Source organism: Microbacterium wangchenii (genome assembly GCF_004564355.1).
GTDB lineage: Bacteria > Actinomycetota > Actinomycetes > Actinomycetales > Microbacteriaceae > Microbacterium > Microbacterium wangchenii.
The window spans coordinates 2,497,527-2,524,237 of sequence record NZ_CP038266.1; the positions used below are offsets into that span (position 1 = coordinate 2,497,527).

Annotated in this window: 25 protein-coding genes and 1 tRNA gene; 8 read left to right on the top strand and 18 right to left on the bottom strand. The window is 71.9% G+C overall.

Annotation, left to right across the window (positions count from 1 at the left end; translation table 11 throughout):
* Window positions 1-20: 20 nt before the first annotated feature.
* Complete coding sequence (locus E4K62_RS12055; protein ID WP_135067754.1) at window positions 21-1,232, bottom strand: sensor histidine kinase; 1,212 nt, start codon at window positions 1,230-1,232, stop codon at window positions 21-23.
* A gap of 101 nt (window positions 1,233-1,333) precedes the next feature.
* Between E4K62_RS12055 and E4K62_RS12060 the strand changes: the two genes are divergently transcribed.
* Genes E4K62_RS12060 through E4K62_RS12070 form a run of 3 tightly spaced genes read left to right on the top strand, consistent with a single transcriptional unit; the run spans window position 1,334 to window position 2,924 of the window.
* Window positions 1,334-1,927, top strand: coding sequence for a sulfite oxidase-like oxidoreductase (locus E4K62_RS12060; protein WP_135067756.1), 594 nt, complete (start codon window positions 1,334-1,336; stop codon window positions 1,925-1,927).
* The gene (locus E4K62_RS12065) at window positions 1,924-2,646 is read left to right on the top strand and encodes an FAD-binding oxidoreductase (protein WP_135067758.1); all 723 of its coding nucleotides are present in this window, start codon (window positions 1,924-1,926) and stop codon (window positions 2,644-2,646) included. The genes E4K62_RS12060 and E4K62_RS12065 overlap by 4 nt, the downstream gene beginning before the upstream one ends.
* A complete protein-coding gene (locus E4K62_RS12070; RefSeq protein WP_240742680.1) occupies window positions 2,643-2,924 on the top strand; it encodes a DUF6510 family protein in 282 nt (93 codons plus the stop codon). Before E4K62_RS12065 ends, E4K62_RS12070 begins: the two co-directional genes overlap by 4 nt.
* Before the next feature lie 54 nt (window positions 2,925-2,978).
* Here the strand turns inward: E4K62_RS12070 and E4K62_RS12075 are convergent.
* The 10 genes from E4K62_RS12075 to E4K62_RS12120 form a co-directional block, all read right to left on the bottom strand.
* Window positions 2,979-3,051 (bottom strand) — tRNA-Leu (locus E4K62_RS12075).
* A 26-nt stretch (window positions 3,052-3,077) separates the two neighbouring features.
* Entirely contained in the window at window positions 3,078-4,475 is a 1,398-nt protein-coding gene (locus tag E4K62_RS12080; protein ID WP_135071322.1) for an NAD(P)/FAD-dependent oxidoreductase, read from the bottom strand.
* Between the two features lie 26 nt (window positions 4,476-4,501).
* Complete coding sequence (locus tag E4K62_RS12085; protein WP_135067760.1) at window positions 4,502-5,773, bottom strand: S8 family serine peptidase; 1,272 nt, start codon at window positions 5,771-5,773, stop codon at window positions 4,502-4,504.
* Window positions 5,770-6,288, bottom strand: coding sequence for a DUF501 domain-containing protein (locus E4K62_RS12090; protein ID WP_187270462.1), 519 nt, complete (start codon window positions 6,286-6,288; stop codon window positions 5,770-5,772). Before E4K62_RS12090 ends, E4K62_RS12085 begins: the two co-directional genes overlap by 4 nt.
* Before the next feature lie 54 nt (window positions 6,289-6,342).
* Complete coding sequence (locus tag E4K62_RS12095; RefSeq protein ID WP_240742681.1) at window positions 6,343-6,843, bottom strand: FtsB family cell division protein; 501 nt, start codon at window positions 6,841-6,843, stop codon at window positions 6,343-6,345.
* Between the two features lie 32 nt (window positions 6,844-6,875).
* Window positions 6,876-8,156, bottom strand: coding sequence for a phosphopyruvate hydratase (eno, locus tag E4K62_RS12100; RefSeq protein WP_135067764.1), 1,281 nt, complete (start codon window positions 8,154-8,156; stop codon window positions 6,876-6,878).
* A gap of 92 nt (window positions 8,157-8,248) precedes the next feature.
* A complete protein-coding gene (locus E4K62_RS12105; RefSeq protein WP_135067766.1) occupies window positions 8,249-8,929 on the bottom strand; it encodes an O-methyltransferase in 681 nt (226 codons plus the stop codon).
* A gap of 31 nt (window positions 8,930-8,960) precedes the next feature.
* A complete protein-coding gene (locus tag E4K62_RS12110) occupies window positions 8,961-9,974 on the bottom strand; it encodes a DUF1648 domain-containing protein (RefSeq protein WP_135067768.1) in 1,014 nt (337 codons plus the stop codon).
* On the bottom strand, window positions 9,971-10,381 hold the full coding sequence (locus tag E4K62_RS12115; RefSeq protein ID WP_135067770.1) for a GntR family transcriptional regulator: 411 nt from the start codon (window positions 10,379-10,381) through the stop codon (window positions 9,971-9,973). The genes E4K62_RS12110 and E4K62_RS12115 overlap by 4 nt, the downstream gene beginning before the upstream one ends.
* Window positions 10,382-10,440: 59 nt before the next feature.
* Window positions 10,441-11,217, bottom strand: coding sequence for a helix-turn-helix domain-containing protein (locus E4K62_RS12120; protein ID WP_135067772.1), 777 nt, complete (start codon window positions 11,215-11,217; stop codon window positions 10,441-10,443).
* An 85-nt stretch (window positions 11,218-11,302) separates the two neighbouring features.
* Between E4K62_RS12120 and E4K62_RS12125 the strand changes: the two genes are divergently transcribed.
* Window positions 11,303-11,809, top strand: a complete 507-nt coding sequence (locus E4K62_RS12125; RefSeq protein WP_135067774.1) for a VOC family protein — start codon at window positions 11,303-11,305, stop codon at window positions 11,807-11,809.
* A gap of 7 nt (window positions 11,810-11,816) precedes the next feature.
* On the opposite strand, the gene hisS is transcribed toward E4K62_RS12125, so the two are convergent.
* The 3 genes from hisS to nhaA are packed head-to-tail and all read right to left on the bottom strand — an operon-like array spanning window position 11,817 to window position 14,949.
* A complete protein-coding gene (gene hisS / locus E4K62_RS12130) occupies window positions 11,817-13,073 on the bottom strand; it encodes a histidine--tRNA ligase (RefSeq protein WP_222707566.1) in 1,257 nt (418 codons plus the stop codon).
* Between the two features lie 32 nt (window positions 13,074-13,105).
* Window positions 13,106-13,837 (bottom strand): nucleoside triphosphate pyrophosphohydrolase, encoded by a 732-nt coding sequence (locus tag E4K62_RS12135; RefSeq protein WP_135067778.1) that lies wholly within the window; start codon window positions 13,835-13,837, stop codon window positions 13,106-13,108.
* Entirely contained in the window at window positions 13,798-14,949 is a 1,152-nt protein-coding gene (gene nhaA, locus E4K62_RS12140; protein WP_135067780.1) for a Na+/H+ antiporter NhaA, read from the bottom strand. Before nhaA ends, E4K62_RS12135 begins: the two co-directional genes overlap by 40 nt.
* A gap of 116 nt (window positions 14,950-15,065) precedes the next feature.
* Between nhaA and E4K62_RS12145 the strand changes: the two genes are divergently transcribed.
* Window positions 15,066-17,729: a phosphoenolpyruvate carboxylase gene (locus tag E4K62_RS12145; protein WP_135067782.1), complete on the top strand. Its 2,664-nt coding sequence runs from the start codon at window positions 15,066-15,068 to the stop codon at window positions 17,727-17,729.
* Between the two features lie 87 nt (window positions 17,730-17,816).
* Here E4K62_RS12145 and mfd read toward each other — a convergent pair whose 3' ends face one another.
* Window positions 17,817-21,398, bottom strand: a complete 3,582-nt coding sequence (gene mfd, locus E4K62_RS12150; protein WP_135067784.1) for a transcription-repair coupling factor — start codon at window positions 21,396-21,398, stop codon at window positions 17,817-17,819.
* Between the two features lie 105 nt (window positions 21,399-21,503).
* Between mfd and E4K62_RS12155 the strand changes: the two genes are divergently transcribed.
* Complete coding sequence (locus tag E4K62_RS12155) at window positions 21,504-22,001, top strand: hypothetical protein (protein ID WP_135067786.1); 498 nt, start codon at window positions 21,504-21,506, stop codon at window positions 21,999-22,001.
* Window positions 22,002-22,026: 25 nt separating this feature from the next.
* Here the strand turns inward: E4K62_RS12155 and pth are convergent, their stop codons facing one another.
* Complete coding sequence (gene pth, locus E4K62_RS12160; RefSeq protein ID WP_135067788.1) at window positions 22,027-22,608, bottom strand: aminoacyl-tRNA hydrolase; 582 nt, start codon at window positions 22,606-22,608, stop codon at window positions 22,027-22,029.
* A gap of 75 nt (window positions 22,609-22,683) precedes the next feature.
* Window positions 22,684-23,307: a 50S ribosomal protein L25/general stress protein Ctc gene (locus E4K62_RS12165; protein ID WP_135067790.1), complete on the bottom strand. Its 624-nt coding sequence runs from the start codon at window positions 23,305-23,307 to the stop codon at window positions 22,684-22,686.
* A 206-nt stretch (window positions 23,308-23,513) separates the two neighbouring features.
* Between E4K62_RS12165 and E4K62_RS18990 the strand changes: the two genes are divergently transcribed.
* Both E4K62_RS18990 and gndA read left to right on the top strand, forming a co-directional pair.
* Window positions 23,514-23,636 carry a hypothetical protein gene (locus E4K62_RS18990; protein ID WP_261799210.1) on the top strand — a complete coding sequence of 41 codons (123 nt, stop codon included), beginning with the start codon at window positions 23,514-23,516 and terminating at the stop codon, window positions 23,634-23,636.
* Between the two features lie 232 nt (window positions 23,637-23,868).
* Window positions 23,869-25,308: an NADP-dependent phosphogluconate dehydrogenase gene (gndA, locus tag E4K62_RS12170; RefSeq protein WP_261799212.1), complete on the top strand. Its 1,440-nt coding sequence runs from the start codon at window positions 23,869-23,871 to the stop codon at window positions 25,306-25,308.
* 7 nt (window positions 25,309-25,315) lie between these two features.
* Here gndA and E4K62_RS12175 read toward each other — a convergent pair whose 3' ends face one another.
* Window positions 25,316-26,665 carry an FAD-binding oxidoreductase gene (locus tag E4K62_RS12175; protein WP_135067794.1) on the bottom strand — a complete coding sequence of 450 codons (1,350 nt, stop codon included), beginning with the start codon at window positions 26,663-26,665 and terminating at the stop codon, window positions 25,316-25,318.
* Between the last annotated feature and the right edge of the window lie 46 nt (window positions 26,666-26,711).

The window sequence follows — 26,711 nt, forward strand, 5'->3', positions numbered from 1 at the left end:
GGGTCAGCCTACGAGACCGGTCAGGCCACGGCGGGCAGGGCGACGGTGAACGTCGCGCCCGAACCGGGGCGCCCCTCCGCCCGCACGGAACCGCCGTGCAGCTCGGCGATCCGCGCGACCGACGCCAGTCCCAGGCCCGTCCCGGAGAACTCCTCCTGGGAGTGCAGCCGCGCGAGCGGCCGGAACAGCCGCTCGGCGTCTTCCGGGGCGAAGCCGTCGCCGTCGTCGCTGATCGCGAACGTCATCGTGCCCTCGCCGGCACTCACCGCGGTGACCGCGATGCGGGCGGCCGCCTTGCGTGCGGTGAACTTGACGGCGTTGCCCAGGAGGTTCTCCAGCAGCGAGTGCAGCAGCACGGGATCAGCCCATGCCTGCAGGTGCTCGTCGACGTCGATCCGCAGGTCGCGGTGGGGATGGCGGCGGCGCAGGTCGTCGGCGATCGTCCGAGCCATCCCGGTGAGGTCGCAGCGCTCCGGCTGGAGCGGCTGCCCCGTGATGCGGTAGATCGACAGCATCCGCTCGATCTGAGCCGACATCCGCTCCCCCGCCCGCAGGATGGCGGCGGCGTACTCGGCGGCATCGACGGCGTCGGCGCCCTCGGAGACGAGTTCGGCGTAGCCGGTGACCACCCCGAGCGAGCCCCGCAGGTCGTGCACGAGCGTGTGCATGGCGGCGTCGAGGTCGTCGGCGCGTGCCGCGAACCGATCGCGCTCGGCACTGCGGCGCCCGATCGCCCCGCGCAGCTCGAGATTCTCCACCGCCACGGCAGCGGTGTCGGCCAGGACCTCCAGCCGTCGCAGGACCTCGGGGTCGGGGTGGGTCTGCTCCGCCCAGTACGCTCCCAGCGCGCCGATCGGATCGGCCGAGCGCACGGGCGCCATCGCGAGGCTGGCGACGAAGGTCGGGCGATACGCATCGTGGGGGACGCGGTCATCCGAATAGATGTCGGGGATGACGACGGTCTCGCGGTGCAGCATCGCCCAGCCGCTGACACAGGAGGTCAGGGGGAACCGGTGCCCCTTCCACAGCGGGGCGATCGCGTTCTCCTCGGCGTAGAAGCACTCCCCGTCCTCCCGGAAGACGAAGGTCGCGCCATCCGCCCCGGTCAGCTCGCGCACCGCTTCGGCCACGATCTCGGTGATCTCCGACAGCCGCAGGGCGGTGGAGAGTCGCTCGACGGTGCGCGTGAGCGCATCCGGGCCGACGACGGGCGCCGTTGTGGTCACGCTCATTGATGTCCCCCCACGGAACGGACACGGGTATCCGCCGCGCCAGCTTATCCCCTACGCTGTGCCGCAGAAGCTGTCTCCGCGCCCCGATCCGGGAGGTCCGCATGGCTGTGTTCTCGCGAGGATTCGGCGCCCGGCGCCGCGAATCGGCGCCGGATCTGCCGCCGGGGCAGTACCTCACCGAGGACTTCCCCGTCCTCTCAGCAGGGCCCACCCCGCGCATCCCCACCGACGAGTGGTCCTTCACGATCCGCAACGAGCACGGAGCGGCCCGCACGTGGACGTGGGACGAGTTCCTGGCCCTGCCCATCGAGGAGGTCGCCACCGACATCCACTGCGTGACGCGCTGGTCCAAGCTCGGCACATCCTGGCGCGGGGTGTCCTTGGACACGCTCCTGGCCGAGGTCGAGACGGAGTACGAGTATGCGATGGCGCATTCGTACGGGGGCTACACGACCAACGTGCCGCTGGAGGATCTCACCGATGGCAAGGCGTGGGTCGCGTTCGAGTTCGACGGCGCTCCGCTGGATCCCGAGCACGGCGGCCCTGCCCGCCTGCTGGTCCCTCACCTGTACTTCTGGAAGAGCGCGAAGTGGGTGCGCGGTCTCACGATGCAGAACCACGACGACCCCGGGTTCTGGGAGCAGAACGGCTACCACCTCCACGGCGATCCGTGGCGCGAGGAACGCTACTGGTGATCGTCGGGGGCTGGTCACCGGCCCAGGTGGCGCACGTGGAGAACGCGACGCCCACCGCGCGGATCCTCCGACTGCGGGTGCCGGGCTGGCCGGGGAACCTCCCGGGGCAGCACCTGGATCTGCGCCTGACGGCCGAGGACGGCTATCAGGCGGTGCGGTCGTACTCGATCGCGTCCTCCGGGCCCGGCGAGGAGGTCGAGCTCGGTGTGGACGAGGTCGCGGACGGGGAGGTGTCGCCCTATCTCGTCCACGACGTGCGCCCCGGTGACGAGCTGGAGGTGAAGGGGCCCCTCGGCGGGTTCTTCGTGTGGCACGCCGACGATCCCTCACCCGTGCAGCTGATCGCGGGCGGCTCCGGGATCGTGCCCCTCTTGGCGATGGCCCGCGCCCGGGCCGCTTCGGCGTCCACGGCACCGTTCCGCCTCCTGTATTCGGTGCGCTCAGCCGATGACGCGATGTTCCGCGCAGAGGTGGAGCGGCTGGATGCGGCGGGCGTGGCGCTCACGTGGGTCTACACGCGCAGCGCCCCTGTGGGGTGGGGAGGGCGGGTGGGCCGCGTCACGGCCGCGGATCTGCGCACCGCCACGGCCCCGGTCGAGGAGACGCCCGCGGTGTTCGTGTGCGGGCCGACCGGGTTCGTCGAAGCCGTCGCATCCGCCCTCGTCCAGCTCGGTCACGACCCGGCCCGCGTGCGGACCGAACGATTCGGAGGTGCATGATGGTCGGATCCGATCCCCCCGGACCCGTGCGCGTGGTGGACGGCAATGCTCTGGCCGGAATGCTCGCCGGCGCCCTGGCCGTGGACGCGACGGCGCTGCCGCTGACCTGCGGGCATTGCGGTTCGCGGTTCGTGCTGGCTCAGACGGTCGTCGAACGGGAGCCCGCGTCCGCGCTCGTGCGGTGCCGATCGTGCACGCACACGCTCCTGACCCTCACCGAGGAGCCGGACGAGCTCGTCGTGCGGATGGGCGCCGTGGAGATGCGCTTCCCCCGTTAGCCCGGCTCCGGCTCCGCCGACCGTGCCGCCCACGTTCGCGGGGCGGTGCGACGGTACCCCCGGTGGGACTCGAACCCACACTGAAGCGATTTTAAGTCGCCTGCCTCTGCCATTGGGCTACGGGGGCCGGTGCCTCCGTTCCCACCGTAGCGGTCAGCCCTGCGCGGCGACCTTCTCGCTCGCGGCGGACTTCGCGGCGGGCTTCTTCTCCTCGACGGCCGGGGCCTGCGCCGGACGCGGACGCGCGGCGAACTCCTCGAACACACGACGCGGGGTCTGCACGGCTTCGAGGTTGACGATGTCGCGGCCGAGCCAGAGGTTGTTCCACCAGCCCCACAGGACGCGCCACTTGCGCTCCCACGTCGGCATCGCCAGGCCGTGGTAGCCGCGGTGGGCGATCCACGCCAGGAAGCCCTTGATCGCGATCTTGCCCGACTGGAACACGCCGTTGTACAGGCCCAGGCCCGCGACGGCACCGAGGTTCTTGTGGAAGTACTCCTTGGGCTCCTCGCCGCGCAGCACGGCGGTGATGTTCTTCGCGAGCAGCTTGCCCTGACGCACCGCGTGCTGGGCGTTGGGGACGCAGTATCCGCCCACTCCCCCGCCGGTCAGGTCGGGGACGGCGGAGACGTCGCCGGCCGCCCATGCGCCGTGGACGATCTCCTCGGCGGTGCCCACGCGCAGGTCGGGGCGCGTGCGGATGCGTCCGCGCTCCTCGACGGGCAGGTCTCCGCCGCGCACGACGGTGGGGTTGGCCATGACGCCGGCCGTCCACACGATGATGTCGGTGGGGATCGTCTCACCCGAGGACAGCTCGACGTTGCCGCCGACGGCGCCGGTGACCTGCGTGTCCAGGTGCACGTAGGCGCCGCGCTTGGCGAGGTCCTTGAGCACCCACTCGCTCGTCTTCAGCGACACCTCGGGCATGATCCGGCCCATGGCCTCGATGAGGTGGAAGTGCGTCTCGTCGAAGGAGAGCTGCGGGTACCGCTTCAGGAGCGAGGAGGCGAAGGAGCGCAGTTCGGCGAACGCCTCGATGCCCGCGAACCCGCCACCGACGACCACGACCGTCAGCAGACGCTCGCGTGCGGGGCCGGGAGGAAGCACGGCCGCCTTGTCGAAGTTCGACAGCAGCAGGTCGCGCACGGCGACGGCCTCTTCGATGGTCTTCAGGCCGATGGCGTTCTCGGCGATGCCCGGGATGGGGAAGGTTCGCGAGACGGCACCGGCGGTCACGACGATCTGGTCGTACTCCTGCTGCCACGGCTCGCCCGCGATCGGGGTGATCGTGGCCACCTTGTGGGCGTGGTCGATCCCGGTCACCTTCGCCGCGATGACGGTGGTCCGCCGCAGGTGGCGGCGCAGGGCCACCACCGCGTGCCGCGGCTCGATCGAGCCGGCGGCGACCTCGGGAAGGAACGGCTGGTAGGTCATGTACGGCAGCGGGTCGACGATCGTGACCTCTGCTTCGCCGCGTCGGAGCTGCTTCTCGAGCTTCCACGCGGTGTAGAAGCCTGCGTAGCCGCCACCGACGATGAGGATTCTGGGCACGGTGCTGGTCACGGTGGAAGGGACTCCTAGGTGGGTGGACGGCTCGGCGTGCGAGACTCGCGTGCCAATCGGATGCGCCGGGCAGCAGCGGTGAGGCCGAGCACGACCATTATAGACGCGATGGTGCCTGCGGCGAGCGGCAGGCTGCCGTACCGCAGGGACTCCTCGGTCGGCAGGAGCGGATTGGGCGGCTCCGTGGCCGCCTCCGCGGCCGCCAGCGGGGGCACCTCGACGGGTCCGCTCGTGGGCTGCGGCACCGGATCCGCATCGGCGCGCCGGTAGAGCCGGATCCACTCGGCAAGGTCACCCATGGGGTTCGCCGACACCGGCGGAACCGGTGCGCTGACGGCGGCGGCGGCGTTGACGAGGCCGTATCCGTACAGCAGATCGGGGCGCGAGGTGGCCCCGGCGGCCGGGGTCGCAGTGCTGATGATGCGGTTGAGTACGTTGTTCGCATCCATCCCCGGGTGGGCGGAGCGCACGAGGGCCACGATGCCGGCGACGATGGGCGCGGCGCCGCTGGTGCCGTTCCACTGCACGAGCGTGCCGTCGGCCGAGACGCCCATGAGCCGTTCACTGGGCGCGGAGACCCCGATCGTGATGCCCTGCGTGGATGCGTCGACGCTGGCGGTGCCGGAGGGATCGACGCCGCCGACGGTGAGCACGCCGGGGATGGTCGCCGGGGCGCCCACGCGCGTCGTACCGCTGCCGCGGTTTCCCGCCGCGACCACGATGACGACGTCGTTGTCGAATGCGTACGAGAACGCCTCATCCCACGACGGGTCCCAGTCCAGGGTGTTGGTGGTGAGCGACATGTTGATGACCTGGGCGCCGTTGTCCACCGACCAGCGGATCGCCTGCGCGATCTGGTCGCGCACGGGCACCTCGCGCCCGGAGATGTCGATGGACACCGACAGGATCTCCGCCTCGGGCGCCACGCCGATCATGCCGCGCCCCTCGCCGGTGCCGCGCGCCCCCGCGAGGGAGGCGACCCAGCTGCCGTGGTTGGCGTTCATCCCGCCGATGGGTGTGCGGCCGTCGGGGCTGCCCAGTTCCGACACATCCGTGCCGTCCACGACACCGGCGAACTCGACGGGGTCGCGGCCGACCCCCGTGTCGATCACAGCGATGCGGATACCGGCCCCGCGCGTGGTCTGCCAGGCGTCACGCACACCGTACTGGTCGAGCCAGTACTCCCCCGCCCGTACCGGATCGGTCGGGTCCTCGGGCACGACGGCCGCCCCGGTCAGGCTGCCGGCGACGGCCAGCGCGGCGGCGGCGGCCCACAGGCGTCTCATCCCGATGCCCCGGGATTCGCGCACGTGCAGCGCTGCAGCGACCAGCCGGCGCGTTCGAGGGCCCGGTCTCCGATGGGGTTCACGCCCGGCCCCGCGGCCAGGGCGTGGCCGGCGAGGGCGTGCAGGCACTTCACGCGCGTGGGCATGCCCCCCGCCGAGATCCCGGCGATCTCGGCGGGCTCCCCATAGGCGGCCCGGTCGCGCAGGTAGGACTCGTGGGCCCGCTGATAGGCGGCCCGCAGCTCCTCGTCCTCGTCGAGCTCCGCCGCGAACTCACGCATGACGTGATCGGCCTCCAGCACCGACATCGCCGCGGTCGCGCCGGGGTGGCTGAGGTAGTAGAAGGTGGGGAACGGCGAGCCGTCCGTCAGGCGCGGCGCCGTGGCCACGACGACGGGGTTGCCGCACACGCAGCGCGCCGCGATGCCGACGACGTCGCGGGCGGGCCGGCCGAGCTGTTCGTGCAGGACCGCGAGGTCGGCGTCGCTGGCGGGCGGCAGGGTCGGCGTGCTCATCCTCGCCAGATTATCGCGAGCGACTGCGAAGGCGCTGGAGACGGTCGTACGACGTCACGGAGCCGGTGGCGCCGGGACGCCGATCGTCGGCGCGGCAGTGCGGGCGAGACCGGCGGTGGCCACCGAGCGCACCAGCTGCGACATCCAGTCGGTGCGTGTCACGGCGACGTCGTCGGTGACTTTGTCCTCCTCCTGCGGCACCGCCGCGGCGGGCAGGTCGTTGTCGACGAGGTACACGACTTCGCCCGGGCGCACGTAATACAGCCGCTCGCGCGCCTGGGTCGTGATGTACGCGGGATCGGTCCACCGCTCGCGCTGGGCCTCGAGGTCGGCGACCTCCTTCTCGCTGAGGGCGACCGCCTCCTGTAGCGCAGCGATCTGCTGCCGCTGATCCAGGTAGGTGCCCACCGTCGGCGCCAGCACGAAGGCTGCCAGCACGACGAGCCCGAGCATGATGACCATGAACCCGGACAGGCGGATGCCGCCGAGCCATCCGCGGACGTCGACGCGGTCGCGTCCGGACGTGCGAGAGGGGGAGGCCGGTCCTGTGGGCACGGCCTCCCCCTCTCGTCGTGGCTTCGTGTCGCTTACGCGGTGTAGCGCGGGAAGGCCGAGCGGCCCGCGAACTCCGCCGCGTCGCCCAGCTCCTCTTCGATGCGCAGAAGCTGATTGTATTTCGCGACCCGCTCGCTGCGCGCGGGCGCGCCGCTCTTGATCTGCCCCGAGTTCACTGCGACGGCCAGGTCGGCGATCGTGGTGTCCTCGGTCTCGCCGGAGCGGTGCGACAGCATCGTGGCGTAGCCCGAGCGGTGAGCCAGGTCGATCGCGTCCAGGGTCTCGGAGAGGGTGCCGATCTGGTTCACCTTGACCAGGAGCGAGTTGGCGGCGCCGCGGGCGATGCCGTCGGCCAGGCGCTGCGGGTTCGTGACGAACAGGTCGTCGCCCACCAGCTGCACGCGCTTGCCGAGCTTCTCCGTCAGTGCGGTCCAGTTCTCCCAGTCGTCCTCGGCGAGGGCGTCCTCGATCGTGACGATCGGGAAGGCGTCGACGAGCTCGATGTAGTAGTCGGTCAGCTGGTCGGCAGTCCAGTCGCGGTTGTCGAGGCGGTACACGCCGTCGGTGAAGAACTCGGTGGCGGCGACATCCAGCCCCAGGGCGATCTCGCTGCCCGGGGTGAAGCCGGCCTTCTCGATCGCGCGGACGAGGAACTCCAGGCCCTCGCGGTTGCTGGGCAGGTCGGGGGCGAAACCGCCCTCATCGCCGAGGCCCGTGGCGTAGCCGGCGGCCTTCAGCTCGCCCTTGAGGACGTGGTAGACCTCCGCACCCCAGCGCAGCGACTCCGCGAAGCTCGACGCGCCGATCGGAGCGAGGAAGAACTCCTGCATGTCGATGCCGTTGTCGGCGTGCTCGCCGCCGTTGATGACGTTGAACAGGGGAACGGGCAGGAGGTGCGCGTTGGGTCCGCCCAGGTAGCGGAACAGCGGCAGGTCGGCGCTGTCGGCGGCCGCTTTGGCCACCGCCAGGCTCACGCCGAGGATCGCGTTCGCGCCGGCGCGCGACTTGTTCTCGGTGCCGTCGGTCTCGATGAGGATCTCGTCGACGATGCGCTGCTCGCTCGCCTCCACGCCCTCGATCGCGGGGCCGAGCTCGTCGATGACGGCGGCGACGGCCTTCAGCACGCCCTTCCCGCCGTAGCGGCTCTTGTCTCCGTCGCGCAGCTCGTAGGCCTCGAAGGCGCCGGTGGATGCGCCGGACGGGACGGCCGCGCGCTGGACGATGCCGTCGTCCAGCAGCACCTCCACCTCGACGGTCGGGTTTCCGCGCGAGTCCAAGATCTCGCGCGCGTTGACAGCCTCGATAAGTGCCACGAAGGACTCCCTAGGTTCTGGGGGTGAGGTTTCAGCGGAGCATCGTCGGTCCGGGTCGAGTCTAGTGATCCACCGGTGGCGGCACAGGGCCGTCAGCCCGCCGCATCCGTCACGATCGCCAGCGCGACGCCGTCCCAGCCCTTGCGATCGAGGGTCTGCAGGGCCGTCGCGTCGAAGCGGGGATCCGACCCGAGCATCTCCAGCCCGCGCTGCGTGCCCGTCACCTGGGAGTTCCGGCTGTGCGGATCGGCGACCTCACCGGATCGGCCGATGTTGTCGACGACGACGACCGTTCCCGGCCGCCCGAGCCGTGCCGCCCAGTCGAGGTAGACCGTGTTGGACTCCTTGTCCGCGTCGATGAAGACGAGGTCGAAGGGCTCCTCGCCCGCCAGGTTCGGCAGCACATCGGCCGCGCGCCCCTCCCGCACCTCGACCCGATCGGCCACACCCGCCCGCTGGAGATTTCCCCGCGCGATGGCGGCTTTGCGCGGTTCGGCTTCGATCGAGACGACCCGCCCGCCGTCGGGGAGGGCGCGCGCGAGCCAGATCGTGGAGTAGCCGCCGAGGGTGCCGATCTCCAGCACGCGGCGGGCGCCGCTGATCCGCGCCAGCAGGTGCAGGAACTTGCCGTTCAGCGGGGCCACCTCGATGGCGGGCAGGCCCGCCTCCTCCTGCGCGGCGATGGCCGCTTCCAGGTCGGGGTCGTGCCCGACGAGGGTGTCGGAGAGGTAGGCGTCGACACGGTTCCAGGCCTCGGGGGTGGGTGCGGTCATCCCCCCACACTTCCCATGCCGCCGCGCGCGGTCAAGCCTGCGTGCGCTCGACGACGGCCTGCAGCAGGGCCGCGCCCGTCTCGGCGTCGTCGACCGTGACCACGAACTGCTTCCCGTCGCGCTTGGTAACCTGGATCGCCTCGCCGGCCCGCGTGACGATGCCGAACCGGCCCGGTGTCCAGCGCCACCCCCACCCGCCGAACTCTCCGACGGGGTTGACGAAGACGACCTCGGCGTCGCGGATGTCGTGCGGGGCGACGCGCCAGCGCGGCAGCCCGACGACGGTGCGCACGGTGAGGCCGGTATCGTCGACGACCACGCGGTGGACGAGGCCTCCGCCCACCACAAGGGTCAGGGCGAGGCCGAGGGCGAGCGAGATCCACCCGGAGCCCTCGCCGGTCGCCACGAGCCATGCGCCGATCCCGAGGACCAGCAGGGCGGCGGCGACCAGCACCACGCTCGGGGCGAGTGAGGTCGTGGCGGTGCGCACCCACACGGCGCTCTCGTCCGCTCCGAGGGGCAGCGGCTCGACGGGATCGGACGGAACGTCCTCACGCGCGGCGGCGGGCTGCGCGAACCACCCCGCGAGCCCCGCGACGACCCCGGCGGCAAGCCCCGCGAGCAACGGGGCACCCACCATCGGCACGTCGGGCTCCGCCGCGGTCGCCTGCGTGATGACGAGCGCCGTCGGCAGCACGCTCAGGAACGTCACCGTGCCGAGGACGAGCGCGCCCAGGAAGCGGGTCTGACCGCCCACGCCACCCGTGCGCGCGTGGGCGCGCCGGGCCGCGCGTTCGCTCGCGAGCGCCGTAACGCCCAGAAGCACGGAGAGTCCGGCGCCCATCGCGAGAGTCAGGACGGGGAACGACCATGCCGGCCCGAATCCGTCGGCTTCGCCGGTCATGCTCCAGTGGATCGCGACGGTCTCCGGCAGCGACGGCAGCAGCGCCGTCTGGACGATCGCGGCGATCGCCGACATCACGACGGGCACCACGATGCCCACGAGGATGAAGCGGCGACGGGCCTGGTCCGGGCGGCGGATCATGAGGCGTTCCTCTCGTTCGGCTCGCTCGTTTCCGTCCGGGCTCGTGCCACCGTGGGGTGCGGGGCAAGCTCCTTCACGAGGGCGGCGAGCGTGTCGGCCCCGATCCCTTCGGCGGCGGCGCGGGCGACGAGGTCGGCGAGGTCGGCACGCAGGTCGGCGAGCCGCACTGCGGCCGGCGTGATGACCGCACCCCGACCGCGCCGCAGCTCGATGAGCCCCTCGTCTCTCAGGTCCTGGTAGGCGTGCAGCACGGTGTGCAGATTTACGCCGAGAGAATGAGCCACCTCTTTCGCGGACGGCAGCCGCTCGCCCGCGTGGCCGCGCCCGGCCGCGATCTCGCCGCGCACGGACGCCGCGATCTGCGCGAACAGCGGCGTGCCGGCGTGCGGGTCGATCCGGATGAGCATGGCCCAATTCTAATAGGAATAGAACAAGCGCGTTTCGCGATCCGCGACGGGGCACGACGTCAACCGCGGGCCGGTGGCGTGCGCGTGCGCCGATACGTCGACGGGGTCAGCCCGAGGACCGTGCGGAAGTCGCGCGCGAGGTGGGCCTGATCGGCGTACCCGGCGTCGGCGGCGACCAGCGCCAGCGGCACGGTCGGGTCCTCCCGGATGCGCGCGGCGGCCTCCTGCAGGCGCCGGCGCCGGATGATCGCCGCCGGCGGCAGCCCCACCGTCCGGTGCGCGAGCCGCTGCACCGTCCGCACCGAGACCCGCAGGCGCCGGGCCGCGTCCTCCACCCGCACGACCGCGGGATCGGAGGAGAGCAGATCGACCATGTCGTTGGCCAGCTCCCGCTCGCCCTCGACGGGGCCGACCCGGTCGGCGACCCACGCGGCCATGACGGCGCACGCGGCCGGAACATCCGGCATGGCTGCGCCCACCGCACGCACGAGGCCCGGTTCGTCCAGTCGACGCGAGTCGTCCACGAGGGCGCTCGGCGCGTCGGTGAGCACGGCGAGCGCGGCCGGGCGCAGCAGCGCGCCCACGGCCCATCCGCGTCCCTGCAGCACCCGCTCCCCCACCCGCGTGGTGGCACCCCACAGGCGCGCCTCTCCGTCCTGGACCACGAGGTTCGCCGCCGGGTACGCGAGGATCGGCTGGCGGGAGACCACCCCGGCGGGCAGATCCCACTGCGGCACCCAGAACCACGACACCGCCCCGACCGCGTCCCCCGGCGCCACGCGGTCCAGTCGCGGAAGACGCTCGGGGAAGAGCACACCACGGGTGCGGTCGGCCATGCCGACACGGTAGCGACCCGCCCCGACACGTGAGGTGTCGCGAATATGCAAGACCGCGTGCCCGCGTCCGGCGCACGATGGCGGCATGACCACGACAGACACCCGCGGCGTCACCGGCGCCCACACCACCGACGGCCGTCCGAACGCCGCCACGAGCCTCACGCCGTTCCTCGTCGTCCCCCGGGCCAAGGACGCGCTGGAGTTCTACCGCGACGTCTTCGGCGCCCGCATCACCGACGTCACCGAGTTCGACGGCGTCGTCGTGCACGCCGGCCTCGACTTCGGCATGGGTCTGCTGCAGCTCGGAGAGCCCTCACCGCAGTACGGCACGGTGCCCCCGCCCGGCGGCGACGCCGCGTGCTACTCGATGGGCGTGTACGTCGCCGACGTCGACACGGTGGTCGCGCGGGCGGCAGCGGCGGGGGCTGCGGTGCGCGAGGAGCCCTCGACGTTCGTCTCCGGAGACCGGTTCGCCAGCATCCGCGATCCGTTCGGCGTGCGCTGGTCGGTCATGAGCCGCGTGGAGGACCTCACCGAGGAGGAGAGCGCCCGCCGCGTCGCCGAGTGGGCGGCGTCCGGCGGGGCGGAGTGAGCGCGGCTCACGACAGCGGGCGGATCTCCAGGTCGCCGACCGTGGCGCCGGGCGAGACCGTGGCGAAGGCGGCATAACCGTCCGCGGCGGCGCGCTCGAGCAGCGCCTTGAGGTTCTTCGTCCGCTGCTCCAGCCGCACGCGGCGGCCATCGGCGACGAGCGCGGCTTTGAGCGCGACCAGTTCGGCAGGGGCGACGTCACGGTCGTGCACGAGCACGACGGCGGCGGATGCGGCGTCCTCGCGCTCGGCGACGAGGTCGACGATGCGCTCGAACCCGATCGAGAAGCCCACGGCGGGCACGTCCTGGCCGAGGAACCGGCCGATCATGCCGTCGTAACGGCCGCCGCCTCCCAGCGAGTACGACACCGACGGGTGGGCGAGCTCGAAGATCGTGCCGGTGTAGTAGCCCATGCCGCGCACGAGGAACGGATCGAACTGCAGCGGCACGTCGGCGTCCGCTCGCGCGGCCCCGACGGCATCGCCGAGGGCGACAAGCCACGCGACGACGTCGTCGGGCGCTCCCTCGGGGAGCGCCGCGCGGATCTGCCGCTCGCCGTACGGGTGGTGCTCCAGCGTCCGCGGGCGCTCCAGGAACGCCGCGAACGCGTCGACGGCGGAGGGTGTCGCGCCGCGCTCGCGCAGTTCGCCGGCGACCCCGGCTGCGCCGATCTTGTCGAGCTTGTCGATCGTGATGAGCACGCCCGGGCGCTCCTGGGCGGTGAACCCGAAGCTCCCCAGCATCCACTCCAGCGCCCGGCGGTCGTTGATGCGGATCGTGCCGCCGGTCAGGCCCAGGGCGTCGAGGGTGTCCAGGCTCGCGACCAGCAGTTCGGCCTCGGCCCGGCCGCCGGCGTCGCCGATGATGTCGATGTCGCACTGCATGAACTGCCGGTACCGGCCCTTCTGCGGGCGCTCGGCGCGCCACACCGGGGCGATCTGGACGGCGCGGAAGACCGTCGGCAGCTCGGCGCGATGACTGGCGTAGAACCGCGCCAGCGGCACGGTGAGGTCGTAGCGGAGCCCCAGGTCGGTGAGGGCGGCGGGGTCGTCGGCGGCCGCGCGGATGGCGTCGGCGTCGAGCCCGCGCTTGAGCACGTTGAAGGCGAGCTTCTCGTTGTCGCCGCCGATGCCCGAGTGCAGGCGCGCGTACTCCTCGAGCACGGGCGTCTCGATCTCGTCGAACCCGTGGGCGCGGTAGCGCTCGCGGATGACGGCGAGCACGCGCTCGCGGCGGGCCTTGTCGGCGGGCAGGAAGTCGCGCATGCCGCGCGGTGGGGTGACGGAGGGCACGGACCTCATTCTTCCAGGTCGCGTCGCGCCTGTTCGGCCACGCGGACGTCGGCCGTCAGCATCCGGAGCCGTTCGCGCAGCGCACGCTCCGCGTCCCATCCCTGCGCGCGGGCGAGCGCGACGAGCCCCAGCAGCGCGTCGCCCAGCTCGGCTTCGCTCGCCGGGTGAGACACCACATCCTGTCCGAGACCCCCGGCATCGCGCGGTGTATCAGCCGAAGAGTGGTGTCTCACGGGGTCGACGCCCACCTGGGCGGCCTTGCCGAGGAGCTTCTGCGCGAGCGCGAGCGAGGGCATGTGCGACGACACCCCGTCCAGCACGCTCGTGCGCTCGCGCTTCTCCGCCGCCTTTGCGGCGTTCCAGTGCACGAGCACCTCCTCGGGCGTGGTCGCCACCGCGTCGCCGAAGACGTGCGGATGCCGCCGCACCATCTTCTCCGTCAGCCCGCGCGCCACGTCGTCGATGCCGAAGGGATGCGCCGCATCCCGCGACGCGATCTCGGCGTGGAACAGCACCTGCCACAACAGGTCGCCGAGCTCTTCACGCAACTCGTCGGGGGATCCGGACTCCACCGCGTCGATCACCTCCGCACTCTCCTCCACGAGGTACGGCACGAGGGCGCGGTGATCGATCCACTGGGTCCAGACGCAGCGGTCGCGCACGGCCCGCATCGTGTCGGCCGCCTCGCGCAGCGGGTCTACGGCTGCGCCGCGGGCGTGGTCTTCCGGTAGTGCCATGCCCGCCACGATACGAGCATCACGGCCAGGACGAGCGAGGTGAGCGAACCGGCCAGCACTCCGAGGGTCGCCTGGTCGCGGAGGGCGGGCTGATCGGCGAAAGCGAGCTCGGCCAGCAGGAGGGAGACGGTGAAGCCGATGCCGCCGAGCGCCCCCACCGCGAGGAGGTCGGCCAGCGGAAGCCGCGCCGTACCGGCGCCGGCCGTGCGCTGCGCGATCCATCCGAACAGCGCGATACCGACGGGCTTTCCCACCACGAGGCCGGCGAACACCCCCCAGAACGCCGGCGAGAGCTCGGTCAGCGGCACGGCGGGGATCACCACGAGCGCCGCGGTGAAGGCGAACAGCGGCAGGACCAGCGCGTTGACCCACGGCTCCAGCGCATGCCGCGTCCGCCGCGCAGGGCCCTGCGACATCGCCAGGCCCAGCGCGACGCCCGCGATCGTGGCGTGCACGCCGGAGCGCGACACGAGCACCCACGTCATCAGCGCCAGGACGACCAGCACGACCGAGACCATGACGTGCCGGGGTCCCCCCAGCTGACGGCTGAGCACGCCGAAGACGACGACGAGAGCGAGGGCGGCCAGCAGGCTCACGGCGTCGATGCCCGTGGTGAACAGCACCGCGATCAGCACGATCCCCACGATGTCGTCGAGGATCGCCAGCGCCAGGAGGAACACGCGCACGGAGGAGGGCAGGCCGCGACCCACCACGGCGAGGACCCCCAGCGCGAAGGCGATGTCGGTGGCCGTCGGCACGGGCCATCCGGGCGCGGACGGCCCGCCCCCGGCGATGCCGAGGAAGATGCCGATCGGAAGGAGCACGCCACCGGCGGCGGCGATCGCCGGCTGCAGCGCCTTGCGGGCGGAGTTCAGCTGACCGCGCGTGAGCTCGACCTGCAGCTCCACCGCGACGGCGAAGAAGAACAGCGCCAGCAGCCCGTCGGCGATCCAGTGCTCGACCGACAGGGTGAACACGCCCGGCAGCCCGACCTCGAGGTGCAGGACGTCCCGCATCCCGGGACCCAGCGGCGAGTTCGCCACCGCGAGCCCCGCCGCGGCAGCGCCCAGCAGCATCGCGGCGGGCAGGCGAGCGGAGCGCAGGACGGACATGGCACCTCCGGATGAGGCGGATCCCGGTGCGGCGACCGGGGCCCCCGCCCGCCAGAGCCACAGCCTACGTCGCCGCCCGCGCCAGGACACGGGTCCCGGGCGGGTAGCGTTGGCGGGTGCAAGAACTGACCCCCACGGAAGCCATCGACCTCGTCGGCCGCTTCGAGGCCGGCCAGGAACTCCCCGAGGAGATGCGCGCCGACGTGCGCGTGCTCGGCTCGCTCCTGGGACGCGTCCTACGGGAGAGCGGGTCGCCGGGGCTGTTCGAGGACGTCGAACGGCTGCGCACCGCGACGATCCAGGCGTACACCGACGAGACCCCCGAGGCGTTCGCCCGGGCGGCGCGCATCGCCGACGGATTCTCGGTGGCACGCGCCGACGAGGTGGCGCGTGCGTTCACGTGCTACTTCCACCTCGTGAACCTCGCCGAAGAGCACCAGCGCGTGCGCATCCTCCGCGAGCGCGACGGTCGCGCCGGTTCGGCGGATGCGGCGGACTCGATCGCCACCGCGTTCGCCCGCCTGTCGGAGGAGGTGGGCGAAGACGCCGCCCGAGAGCGCCTGCGCGGCCTGCGGTTCCACCCCGTCTTCACCGCCCACCCCACCGAGGCCCGCCGTCGTGCGGTGTCGGCGAGCATCCGCCGCCTGTCGGAGCTGCTCGACGGCTACGACACCGCCGCCGAGGACGGGACCGCCCGCCGCCGCGCCGAGCGTCGCATGCTGGAGGAGATCGACGTGCTGTGGCGCACGGCTCCCCTGCGTGCGGAGAAGCCCTCGCCCACCGACGAGGTGCGATCGGTCATGGGCGTCTTCGACGAGACGCTCTACACCGCCGTCCCGCACGTGTACCGCCGCGTCGACGACACCCTGCAGGGCGATGACGCCGGGGCACGCGCGCCGATCGTGCGCCCCTTCGTCCGCCTGGGCTCGTGGGTGGGCGGCGACCGCGACGGCAACCCGTTCGTCACAGCGTCCGTCACCCGCAAGGCGGCCGCGATCGCGAGCGAGCACGTGCTGCGGGGGCTGGAGCGCACGGCGCTGCGGGTGGGGCGCGGACTCACGCTGGATGCCGCATCCACGCCGCCCAGCGACGCGCTCGTGGCGCTGTGGCAGCGGTTGCGCGCCGGTGACGAGGAGGCTGCCGCCGACATCGCGCAGCGGTCGCCGAACGAGCCGCACCGCCGCATCATGCTCCTCCTGGCACGCCGGATCGCGGCCACCCGCACGCGCGACGCCGATCTCGCCTACCGCGACCCCGAGCATCTGCTGGCCGACCTCCGCACCGTGCAGGAGTCGCTGGTCGCCGCGGGAGCCGCGCGCCAGGCGTACGGGCACCTGCAGCAGCTGGTGTGGCAGGTGGAGACGTTCGGCTTCCACCTCGCCGAGCTGGAGGTGCGTCAGCACTCCGCCGTGCACGCGCGCGTCCTCGCGCGCCTGGACGCCGGGGACACCGACGACGAGACCGAAGAGGTGCTCGACACCTTCCGCGCGATCGCGTACATCCAGGAGCGCTTCGGCCCCAAGGCGGCGGGGCGCTACATCGTGTCGTTCACCCGCTCTGCCGACGATCTCGCCGCCGTGCACCGCCTGGCCCGGCACGCCGTGGGCGAGAACGGCACGCCGCCCGTGCTCGATGTCATCCCCCTGTTCGAGACCTTCGCCGACCTGCGGGCGGCCCCCGGCATCCTCGCCGAGATCGTCGGCCACCCCGCCTTCGCCGCGCGCCTGGAGCAGACCGGGCGGCGCCTGGAGGTCATGCTGGGGTACTCCGACTCGTCGAAGGACGTCGGCCCCGTCGCGGCCAACCTCGCCCTGTACGAGGCGCAGGCCGAGATCGGCGAATGGGCCCAGCGCACCGGCATCGAGCTGACGCTCTTCCATGGGCGCGGCGGGGCGCTCGGGCGCGGCGGCGGTCCGGCGAACTCCGCCATCCTCGCCCAGCCGCCGCACTCGGTCGAGGGGCGGTTCAAGCTCACCGAGCAGGGCGAGGTCATCTTCGCGCGTTACGGCGACCCGGCCATCGCGATGCGCCACATCGACCAGGTCGCCGCCGCGGTGCTCATGGCCTCCGCTCCGTCGAACGAATCCCGCAACCGCGCGGCGGCCGAGCGGTACGCCGACATCGCGCGCACGATGGATGCGGCATCCCGCGAGCGCTTCTTCGCCCTCGTGAAGGCGCCCGGGTTCGCGCCGTGGTTCGCGCGCGTGACCCCGATGGAGGAGATCGGCCAGCTCGCGCTCGGCTCCCGGCCTGCGCGGCGCGGCCTGTCGGTGGAGTCGCTGGAGGACCTCCGCGCCATCCCGTGGGTGTTCGCGTGGACGCAGGCGCGCATCAACCTCGCCGGATGGTTCGGCCTGGGCACCGCCCTGGAGGCCGTCGGCGACGAGGAGCGCCTGCGCGAGGCGTACCAGGAGTGGCCGCTCCTGCGCACGCTGATCGACAACGTCGCCATGAGCCTGGCCAAGGCCGACGCCCGCATCGCGCGGCGCTACCTCGACCTGGACGACCGCGCCGACCTGGCCGACCTCGTGATGGCCGAGATGACCCTCACGCGGTCGTGGGTGATCCGGGTGACCGGCGGCGACGAGCTGCTGGCCACCAAGCCGGTCCTCCAGCGCGCCGTGAAGATGCGCAGCCCCTACGTCGATGCCCTGTCGCTGCTGCAGCTGCGTGCCCTGCGGGCGCTGCGCGATCCGGACGCTCCCCGCGACCCGGAGCAGGAGCGCCTGCTGCTCCTGTCGGTCAGCGGTGTGGCCGCGGGCCTGCAGAACACCGGCTGACCCGCGCCCGGGCCGCCGAGAGTGCATCGACTCGGCCAGAGTGCACCGGATCTGGTGCACTCTCGCGGGCTTGGTGCACTTTCGGCGTCAGGAGGCGGCGGCGGACTCGGCGGGGACGGGCTCGGGGAAGAGCTGGTCGAGCAGCTGCGCCGTCCACGCGATGAGCGCGGCATCCGAATCCGCCGCCGGAAGCGGTACGACAAGGGCCTCGCCACCGGCGACGACCTTGGCCTTGGGGTGCAGACGCTGCAGGCGCACGCGCATCGAGTCGGGGAGGTTCGCCGGTGCCAGGCGCAGGTTCGGGCCCATCGCCACGACATCCGTGAGACCGGCACGCGCGGCGCGACGGCGCAGGCGCGCCACCGCGATGAGGCCTTCCACTTCGCGCGGCGGTTCGCCGTAGCGGTCGCGCAGTTCGTCGACGACCGCGTCGATCGCGTCGTCCTTGGCGGTGGCGGATGCCGCGGCCGAGAGCTTCTGGTAGGCCTCAAGGCGCAGCCGCTCGCTGTCGATGTACGTCTCCGGCAGGCGCGCATCCACCGGAAGCTCCAGGCGCAGCTCGGTGGGTCCTTCGGTGTCCTCGCCGCGGAAGGTCGACACCGCCTCGCCGATCATGCGCAGGTACAGGTCGAAGCCCACTCCGGCGATGTGCCCGGCCTGCTCCGCGCCGAGCAGGTTTCCCGCGCCACGCAGCTCGAGGTCTTTCAGGGCCACCTGCATGCCGCTGCCCAGGTCGTTGTTGACCGCGATCGTCTCCAGGCGGTCGGCGGCGGTCTCCGACAGCGGCTTGGTGTCGTCGTAGAGGAAGTACGCGTAGGCGCGCTCCCGTGCGCGGCCCACGCGCCCGCGCAGCTGGTGCAGCTGCGACAGGCCGTACTTGTCGGCGCGATCGATGATGATCGTGTTCGCATTGGAGATGTCTAGCCCCGTCTCCACGATCGTCGTGCACACCAGCACGTCGGCCCGGCGCTCCCAGAAATCATCCACGACGTGCTCGAGCGCGTTCTCGCCCATCTGGCCGTGGGCGACGGCGATGCGGGCCTCGGGCACGAGTTCGGCGAGGTCGGCGGCGACCCGCTGGATCGACTTCACGCGGTTGTGCACGTAGAACACCTGGCCCTCGCGCAGCAGCTCCCGGCGGATGGCGGCGGCGATCTGCTTGTCGTTGCGCGGGCCCACGTACGACAGGATCGGGTGCCGGTCCTCAGGCGGGGTCTGCAGCGTGGACATCTCGCGGATGCCGGTGACGGCCATCTCGAGCGTCCGCGGAATGGGCGTGGCGCTCATCGCGAGGATGTCGACGTTCTTCTTGAGCTTCTTCAGCGCGTCCTTGTGCTCGACGCCGAACCGCTGCTCCTCGTCGATGATGAGAAGACCCAGGTCTTTGAACACGACCTTCTCGGTGAGGATGCGGTGCGTTCCGATCACCATGTCGATCGTGCCGTCGGTGAGACCGGCGAGGATCTCGCGGGCGTCCTTGTCGCTCTGGAACCGGGAGAGGGCGCGCACCTTGACGGGGAATCCGGCGAAGCGCTCAGTGAATGTCTCGGTGTGCTGTTTGACCAGCAGCGTGGTGGGGACGAGCATCGCCACCTGCTTGCCGTCCTGGATCGCCTTGAACGCCGCGCGCACGGCGACCTCGGTCTTCCCGAATCCCACGTCGCCCGACAGCAGCCGGTCCATCGGGATGGGCTTTTCCATGTCGGCTTTGATCTCGTCGATCGTCTGCAGCTGGTCCGGCGTCTCGGCGAAGGGGAACGCCTCTTCCAGCTCCCGCTGCCACGGGGTGTCGGGGCCGAACGCGTGGCCCTTGGATGCCATGCGCGCCGAATAGAGCTTCACCAGTTCGACGGCGATGTCGCGCACCGCCTTGCGCGCGCGGCCCTTGGCCTGCGCCCAGTCGCTGCCGCCCATCTTCGACAGGGTCGGGGCCTCGCCGCCGACATAGCGCGAGAGGAGGTCGAGCTGATCGGTGGGGACGAACAGCTTGTCGCCCGGGTACCCGCGCTTGGAGGGGGCGTATTCCAGCACGACGTATTCGCGCGTGGTCTTGACGGGGTTGCGCCCACCGCTGGACACCTCGCGCTGAGCGAGTTCGACGAAGCGGCCGATGCCGTGAGTGGCATGCACCACGAAGTCGCCCGGCTTCAGCTGCAGCGGGTCGACGACGTTGCGGCGCCGGGAGGCGAGCTTCTTCACCACGCGGGCGTCGCTTCCGATCGTGCGCCCGTAGAACTCCGACTCGGTGAGCACGGCGAACCGCACCTCGGGCAACTGGAATCCGCGTTCCAGCGGCGCCGCGACCACGTGCACGACGCCGGGCTCGGGCGCGTGCAGCACGTCATCCACGCGCCGGGCGGCGATCCCGCGCTCGGAGAGCACGTCGCGCGCGCGGTCGACCAGGCCGGCGCCGGATGCGGCGACCACGACGCTCCATCCCTCGGCGACGAGCTCGCCCACGTGAGTCGTGGCGCCCTCGACGTTGCCGTGGAAGGACGGCACCGCCTCACCGCGGATGCGGACCGTGGTGTCGTCGGTGTCGAGCCCTTCGGCGAAGGCATCCGCCGCGCCGGAGTCGAACGCCGACAGCGTCCACCACACGTCTCCGCGCTCGCGGGCGGCGTCGCGCAGCTGCCCCAGCGTCAGGAAGTCGCCGGCGCCCAGGTCGATCGGCGCGCGCGCCCCCGCCGTCGCCGCCGACCACGCCGCCTCCAGGAACTCCCGGTTGGTCTCGCCCAGGGTCTGCGCCCGGGCCGTGGCGCGCTCGGGGTCGACGAGGGCGACCGCGGCCTGACCGGGCAGGAAGTCCACCAGCGGCACCAGGGCGTCGACCAGGACCGGCATGAGCGACTCCATGCCGTCGGTCGGGATGCCCTCGCTCATGCGCTCGAGCATCGTGGCCAGTCCCGGCAACTCGTCCTTCAGGGCCTCGGCCCGCTCCCGCACGTCGGCGGTCAGGAGCAGTTCGCGGCTGGGGATGAGGGTGACGCTGGGAACGGCGCCGGGAAGGGAACGCTGGTCGGCCACGGAGAACGCGCGGATCTCGTCCACTTCGTCGCCGAAGAAATCCACCCGCAGCGGGTGGTCGGCGTTCGGGGGGAACACGTCGAGGATGCCACCGCGCACGGCGAACTCGCCCCGGCGGGAGACCATGTCGACACGGTGGTAGGCCAGTTCGACCAGCCGCACCACGACGGCCTCGAGGTCGTGGCCCCGGCCCCCGACGGTCAGCTCGATCGCCTCGACGTCCCCCAGGCCCGCCGCCAGCGGCTGCAGCGCGCTGCGCACCGACGCGGTCACCACGAGCGGGGCCGCACCATCCCACGCCGCGATGCGGCGGAGGACGTCGATGCGCCGCCCGACCGTCTCGGGGCTCGGGCTCAGCCGCTCGTGCGGGAGCGTCTCCCACGCGGGGAAGTGCAGCACCTCGGCGCCGGGCAGAACGGCGGCGAGCGCCGGCCCGAGCGACTCCGCCCGTCGCCCCGTGGGGGCCACGACGAGAAGGCACCCCGGTCTGCCGTTCTCCCGGCGGCGCTCGACCAGCCCGGCGAGAACCGGCACATCGAGGCCGTCGACGAGGGAGAGGTCGAGGTCGGACACCGCCGCCGAGGCAGCGTCACGGAACGACTCCGCCTGCTCGAGGGCGCGAACGATTCCGGGGACTGTCACCGAAAGATTCTACGGCCCGCCCCGACATCCGGCGGTGCGGTCGATGGCCGCGACGGGCCACCCCTAGACTGACCGCGACATTGACCCGTGACAAAAGGAGCACTCATGAGCAACACCTCACCCGACCCCGCCAATCAGCCCACGCCGCCGCCTGCCTATCCGGCGCCGTCGGCACCCGCCGGCGGGTACGCACCCGCGGCCGGGCAGCCCACCGGCAAGGAGAAGGGCCCGGCGCGCCTCGGGATCATCGCCTTCGCCGCCTCGCTGGCCGGTGCCGTCATCGGCTCGATCATCGCCTTCATCGCCGGTATGCAGTTCGGCGGTCTCGTCGCCTACACCGACAGTTCGGGGAACTTCTCCGGTGCGGTCCCGCCCGAGGCGGAGCAGATCGCCGTCACGTCGGTCGTGCTCGCCGTCGTCGCCTTCGTTGTGTGGGGCGCCCTCGCCCTGTGGGGCTTCATCCAGGGCATCATCGCGGCCGTGAAGAACCGCGGACGCGTGTGGGGCATCGTCGCCATCGTTCTCGCCGTCATCGGCGTCGGGGCTGTCTCGATGTTCTACGGCATCGGCGCCGCGGCAGGCGCCGCGCCCTACCTGGCGTGATCGCCGGCGGTTCCACGCGTCGCGCTCAGCGGGGCGCGTGGAACCGCTGCTGCGCGGCCAGCAGTCCCTCGTCCACGACGAGCTCCACCGCATCCGCGGCATCCACGATCAGATTGGGCAGCGTCGCCCGCTCACCCGCACCGAAGGGTTCGAGCACCCAGTCGGCCGGATCCTGGCGACCCGGCGGCCGCCCGATGCCCACGCGCACGCGCACGAACTCCGGCGTGCCCAGGGCCTTCGCCACATCCCGCACCCCGTTGTGGCCCCCGGCACCCCCGCCGATCTTGAGCTTGAGGGTGTCGAAGGGGATGTCGAGTTCGTCGTGCACCACGACGATGTGGTCGGCATCGATCCCGTAGTACTTCGCGAGATTGGCCACCGGGCCGCCCGAGACGTTCATGAAGCTGAGCGGCTTGGCCAGCACGAGCTTGGCCCCGCCCGGTCGCAGCCACGACTCGGCCACAGCGGCGTGGGCCTTGTGGGAGGTGAACCGCTCGCCGCGGCGACGCGCGAGCTCGTCCAACACCATCTGCCCCACGTTGTGCCGCGTGCTCTCGTACCGGGGACCTGGGTTGCCCAGGCCCACGATCAACCATGTCTCAGCCATCGACATCATCCTCCCGGATCCCCGCACAGACGCCGAAGGGGCGCACGAGGCGCCCCTTCGGGAAGATCGGACCGGTCACTCGGACTCGGCGGCCTCCTCGGACTGCTCCTCGGCCACTGCGGCATCGGCCTCGGCGATCTCGTCCTCGGCGGCGAGCGTCGCGGACGGGACCGACACGCCGACGATCAGCGTCTCCGGGTCGGCGATCAGCACGGAGCCGGCCGGCAGGGTCAGGTCGGCGGCGGTGATGTGCGTGCCGTCCTCCAGGCCCTCGACGCTGACCTCGATCGACTCGGGCAGGTGGGTGGCCTCGGCCTCGATGAGGATCGTCGTGGCGTCGAGGTTCGCGATGGTGCCGGGGGCCGACTCACCGGTGACGATGATCGGGACGTCGACGGACACCTTCTCACCCTTCTTCACCACGAGAAGGTCCATGTGCTCGATGATCTGGTGCACAGGGTCCTTCTGCACGTCCTTGACGAGGGCGTACTGGCTCGTACCGGCCACGTCCAGGTCGAGCAGCGCGTTGGCGCGGCGGATGAGCAGCGACACCTGGTGGCCGGGAAGGGCGAGGTGGATGGGGTCAGCGCCGTGGCCGTACAGCACGGCCGGGATCTTCCCGGTGGCGCGCAGGCGGCGGGCGTGGCCCTTGCCGAAGTTCTCACGCAGCTCGGCGTGGACCTTGTTGTCTTCCGACATGTTGGATTCTCCTTGCGGGCACACGGGCCCGATGTGGGGTCTGGTTTCGACTCGAACGCGAGCGCGTGAGGAAAGCCGTGAGCCTGCTTCACCGCGTCGATCACGGACGCGTCGCCCTGGGCGGACGCATCCCTCGCCGAAGTATGTGTCTCCAGCCTACCAGCGGCCCCGATACGATGAGGACGCAGCCGATATACGGAGGACCCATGCCCGCGGAATTCTTCTCGCACCTGATGCTGTGGATCGTCGGCGGCATCGCCGCAGTCGGTCTCCTCGGCACCATCGGGGCGTTCTGGTCGCTCGGCCGCTCCGGCTACCGCAACGACTGACCCCCGCCGCGCAGCCCCCGAGCTCCGGGGGCTGCGCCGATTCCGCCCCCGAAGACCAGGAGCCCGCGTGTCCGCAAGCGATCCCGCCCAGACTCAGCTGTCCACCGATCAGGATCAGGCACCGGACGAGGCCACCACCGAGCACGAGGGCGCACCCGCGCCCGAAGACGTCCCCCGCCCCACGACCGAGGCGGGTAGCGACGCCCCCGCCGACGGCAGCGGGACCGCCAACATCGGCGTCGTCGGCCTCGCGGTGATGGGGTCCAATCTCGCCCGCAACCTCGCCAGCCGCGAAGGCAATACCGTCGCGGTGCTCAACCGTTCCCGCTCCAAGACGGACGAACTGGTCGCCGCCCACCCGGAAGCCGGATTCGTCCCCGCGTTCTCGTACGAGGAGTTCGCCGGGTCGCTGCAGCGCCCGCGCACCGCGGTCATCATGGTCAAGGCCGGTGGCGCGACGGACGCGGTCATCGAAGAGCTCGTGCGCGTGTTCGAACCCGGCGACATCATCGTCGACGGCGGCAACGCGCTGTTCACCGACACCATCCGACGCGAGAAGGCGGTGCGCGAGACGGGGATCAACTTCGTCGGCATGGGCGTCTCCGGCGGTGAGGAGGGCGCGCTGAACGGCCCGTCGCTCATGCCGGGCGGGTCGGACGAGTCCTGGGCCACGCTGGGCCCCATCCTGCGCTCGATCGCCGCGGTCGCCGACGGCGAACCGTGCGTGACGCACGTCGGCCACGACGGCGCCGGGCACTTCGTGAAGATGGTGCACAACGGCATCGAGTACGCCGACATGCAGCTGATCGCCGAGGCGTACGACCTCATCCGCCGCGGCACCGGCAAGAGCCCCGCCGAGATCGCGGATGTGTTCGCCGAGTGGAACCGCGGTGAACTCGAGTCGTACCTCATCGAGATCACCGCGGAAGTGCTGCGGCAGGTGGACGCCGGAACCGGCCGCCCGCTCGTGGACCTCATCGTCGATCAGGCCGGGGCCAAGGGCACCGGCGCGTGGACCGTGCAGACGGCGCTGAGCCTGGGCGTACCGGTCTCCGGGATCGCCGAGGCCACCTTCGCCCGGTCGCTGTCCAGCCACCCCGAGCAGCGCGAGGTCTCCCGCGAACTGCCGGGACCCGCGGAGGACTCGCGCGACGCGCTGCGCGTGGACGACGTGGACGCCTTCATCGAGAAGATCCGCCTCGCCCTGTACGCATCCAAGATCGTCGCGTACTCGCAGGGCTTCGACGAGATCCGCGCGGGGGCGGCCGAGTACGGGTGGAACATCGACCTCGGCCGGATCGCGGCCATCTGGCGCGGCGGGTGCATCATCCGGGCGCAGTTCCTCAACCGCATCACCGAGGCCTACGCCGCCACGCCGGAGCTGCCGGTGCTGCTGACGGCCCCTTACTTCGTGGACGCGCTCACGCGGGCGCAGTCGGCCTGGCGTGACGTCGTGGCCACCTCCGCGCGCGCGGGCATCCCGGCGCCGGCCTTCTCGTCGTCGCTGGCGTATTACGACGGGCTGCGCGCCGAGCGCCTGCCGGCCGCGCTCATCCAGGGACAGCGCGATTTCTTCGGCGCGCACACCTACAAGCGCATCGACAAGCCGGGCACCTTCCACACGCTGTGGTCGGGCGACCGCACCGAGATCGAGGCCGAAGACACGCACTGACCGCTCATCATGACGTGCCGTCCGCGATCGCGGGCGGCACGTTGTGGTTACGGCGGAACAGATTGCCCGGGTCCCACGTCCGCTTGATCGCCGCGAGGCGCGACCAGACCGGCTCCGGGTACATCCGGCGGGCCCACTCCGGATCGGTCGAGACGCTGAAGTTGGCGTACCGCGCCAGTCCGTGCGCCTCGATGCCGGCCCACTCCCGCTCGGCGGCGGCGACGCCCTCCGCATCCAGCAGTCCCGGCACGTCGAAGGCCCCGGCCATCGCGAACCACGTGGCCGACCGGGCCGGGAAGGGAGTGTCCCCGGCGGGCACGTCGCCGTACGCACCCCCCAGCGAACGCAGCAGCACGACCGCCGCCGGCCGCGTGGCGCGGAACGTCACGAGCGCGTCGATGACGTCGTCGCCGAGCTCGGGCAGCAGCGTGTTGCCGCCGATGAAACCGGGCGGGGGCTGGTCGGGATCGTACCCGGGCATCTCCATGAGCACGTCGGGGTAGGCGCGCACCTCGATCTCCTCCGCGACCACGCCGGGCACCGCCAGCACCGGCTCCAGGAAGGCACGCGTGGCCGCGACGTCGGTGTCGATCCCGCACAGCGTGATCGTCGCGCCCGCGGGGGCGTTGGGGTCCATCGCCGGCACGTCCATGTACGTCACGGTGAACCCGCGCGCCGCGTCGCGCATCAGATCGCGCAGCACCCGCAGGGTCGCGCCCGCGTCGCCGGAGATCCGCAGCACCGCGAACACGATGTCCCGCAGCGGGTGGGCGAGGAAGTCGAACCGCGTGACGACGCCGACGTTGCCTCCGCCGCCGCGCAGGGCCCAGAACAGGTCGGGATGCTCCGTGGCCGAGGCCTCCACGACCTCGCCCGAGGCGGTCACCACCTGCGCGCCGACGAGCTGGTCGGCCGCGAGCCCCCACGCCCGCACCATCCAGCCGACCCCGCCGCCCAGCGTCAGTCCTGCCACGCCCACCGAGGCGGTGTCGCCCGAGCTGAGACCGAGCCCCTCCCCCGCCAGGGCCCGGGCGACCTCGCCCCACGTGGCTCCCCCGCCCACCGACACCCGGCCGGTGGCGGCGTCGGCGCGGATGTCGCGGAGGGCCGCGAGGTCGATGAGGACGCCACCGGGGACGCTCCCCCACGCGCTGTGCCCGCCGCCGCGCACACCGACGGGGAGGTTGTGCGCGGCGGCGTAGGCCACCCCTGCACGGACGTCTTCGACGTCGGCGGCCCGCACGATGAGGTCGGGCTCGCCGATACCCGAGTGGAACAGCCGCGCCCGATCCCAATCGGGATCGCCGGGTCGCACGAGCGCGCCGCTCACGCGCGCCGAGAGTTCTGTCGTGTTCATGCGCCACACGGTAGACCCGGGCGCCGACACAGGGAAGAACGGCAGG

What these genes read in the sequence shown, in the direction of transcription:
- E4K62_RS12055 (WP_135067754.1), bottom strand. Translation starts at nt 1,232, where the DNA reads ATGAGCGTGACCACAACGGCGCCCGTCGTCGGCCCGGATGCGCTCACG.
- pth (WP_135067788.1), bottom strand. Translation starts at nt 22,608, where the DNA reads ATGGCTGAGACATGGTTGATCGTGGGCCTGGGCAACCCAGGTCCCCGG.
- hisS (WP_222707566.1), bottom strand. Translation starts at nt 13,073, where the DNA reads ATGCGCGACTTCCTGCCCGCCGACAAGGCCCGCCGCGAGCGCGTGCTC.
- E4K62_RS12105 (WP_135067766.1), bottom strand. Translation starts at nt 8,929, where the DNA reads ATGACCGCACCCACCCCCGAGGCCTGGAACCGTGTCGACGCCTACCTC.
- E4K62_RS12115 (WP_135067770.1), bottom strand. Translation starts at nt 10,381, where the DNA reads ATGCTCATCCGGATCGACCCGCACGCCGGCACGCCGCTGTTCGCGCAG.
- E4K62_RS18990 (WP_261799210.1), top strand. Translation starts at nt 23,514, where the DNA reads ATGCCCGCGGAATTCTTCTCGCACCTGATGCTGTGGATCGTCGGCGGC.
- E4K62_RS12155 (WP_135067786.1), top strand. Translation starts at nt 21,504, where the DNA reads ATGAGCAACACCTCACCCGACCCCGCCAATCAGCCCACGCCGCCGCCT.
- E4K62_RS12110 (WP_135067768.1), bottom strand. Translation starts at nt 9,974, where the DNA reads ATGATCCGCCGCCCGGACCAGGCCCGTCGCCGCTTCATCCTCGTGGGC.
- nhaA (WP_135067780.1), bottom strand. Translation starts at nt 14,949, where the DNA reads ATGTCCGTCCTGCGCTCCGCTCGCCTGCCCGCCGCGATGCTGCTGGGC.
- E4K62_RS12135 (WP_135067778.1), bottom strand. Translation starts at nt 13,837, where the DNA reads ATGGCACTACCGGAAGACCACGCCCGCGGCGCAGCCGTAGACCCGCTG.
- E4K62_RS12125 (WP_135067774.1), top strand. Translation starts at nt 11,303, where the DNA reads ATGACCACGACAGACACCCGCGGCGTCACCGGCGCCCACACCACCGAC.
- E4K62_RS12090 (WP_187270462.1), bottom strand. Translation starts at nt 6,288, where the DNA reads ATGAGCACGCCGACCCTGCCGCCCGCCAGCGACGCCGACCTCGCGGTC.
- E4K62_RS12175 (WP_135067794.1), bottom strand. Translation starts at nt 26,665, where the DNA reads ATGAACACGACAGAACTCTCGGCGCGCGTGAGCGGCGCGCTCGTGCGA.
- E4K62_RS12120 (WP_135067772.1), bottom strand. Translation starts at nt 11,217, where the DNA reads ATGGCCGACCGCACCCGTGGTGTGCTCTTCCCCGAGCGTCTTCCGCGA.
- E4K62_RS12085 (WP_135067760.1), bottom strand. Translation starts at nt 5,773, where the DNA reads ATGAGACGCCTGTGGGCCGCCGCCGCCGCGCTGGCCGTCGCCGGCAGC.
- E4K62_RS12165 (WP_135067790.1), bottom strand. Translation starts at nt 23,307, where the DNA reads ATGTCGGAAGACAACAAGGTCCACGCCGAGCTGCGTGAGAACTTCGGC.
- E4K62_RS12070 (WP_240742680.1), top strand. Translation starts at nt 2,643, where the DNA reads ATGATGGTCGGATCCGATCCCCCCGGACCCGTGCGCGTGGTGGACGGC.
- E4K62_RS12060 (WP_135067756.1), top strand. Translation starts at nt 1,334, where the DNA reads ATGGCTGTGTTCTCGCGAGGATTCGGCGCCCGGCGCCGCGAATCGGCG.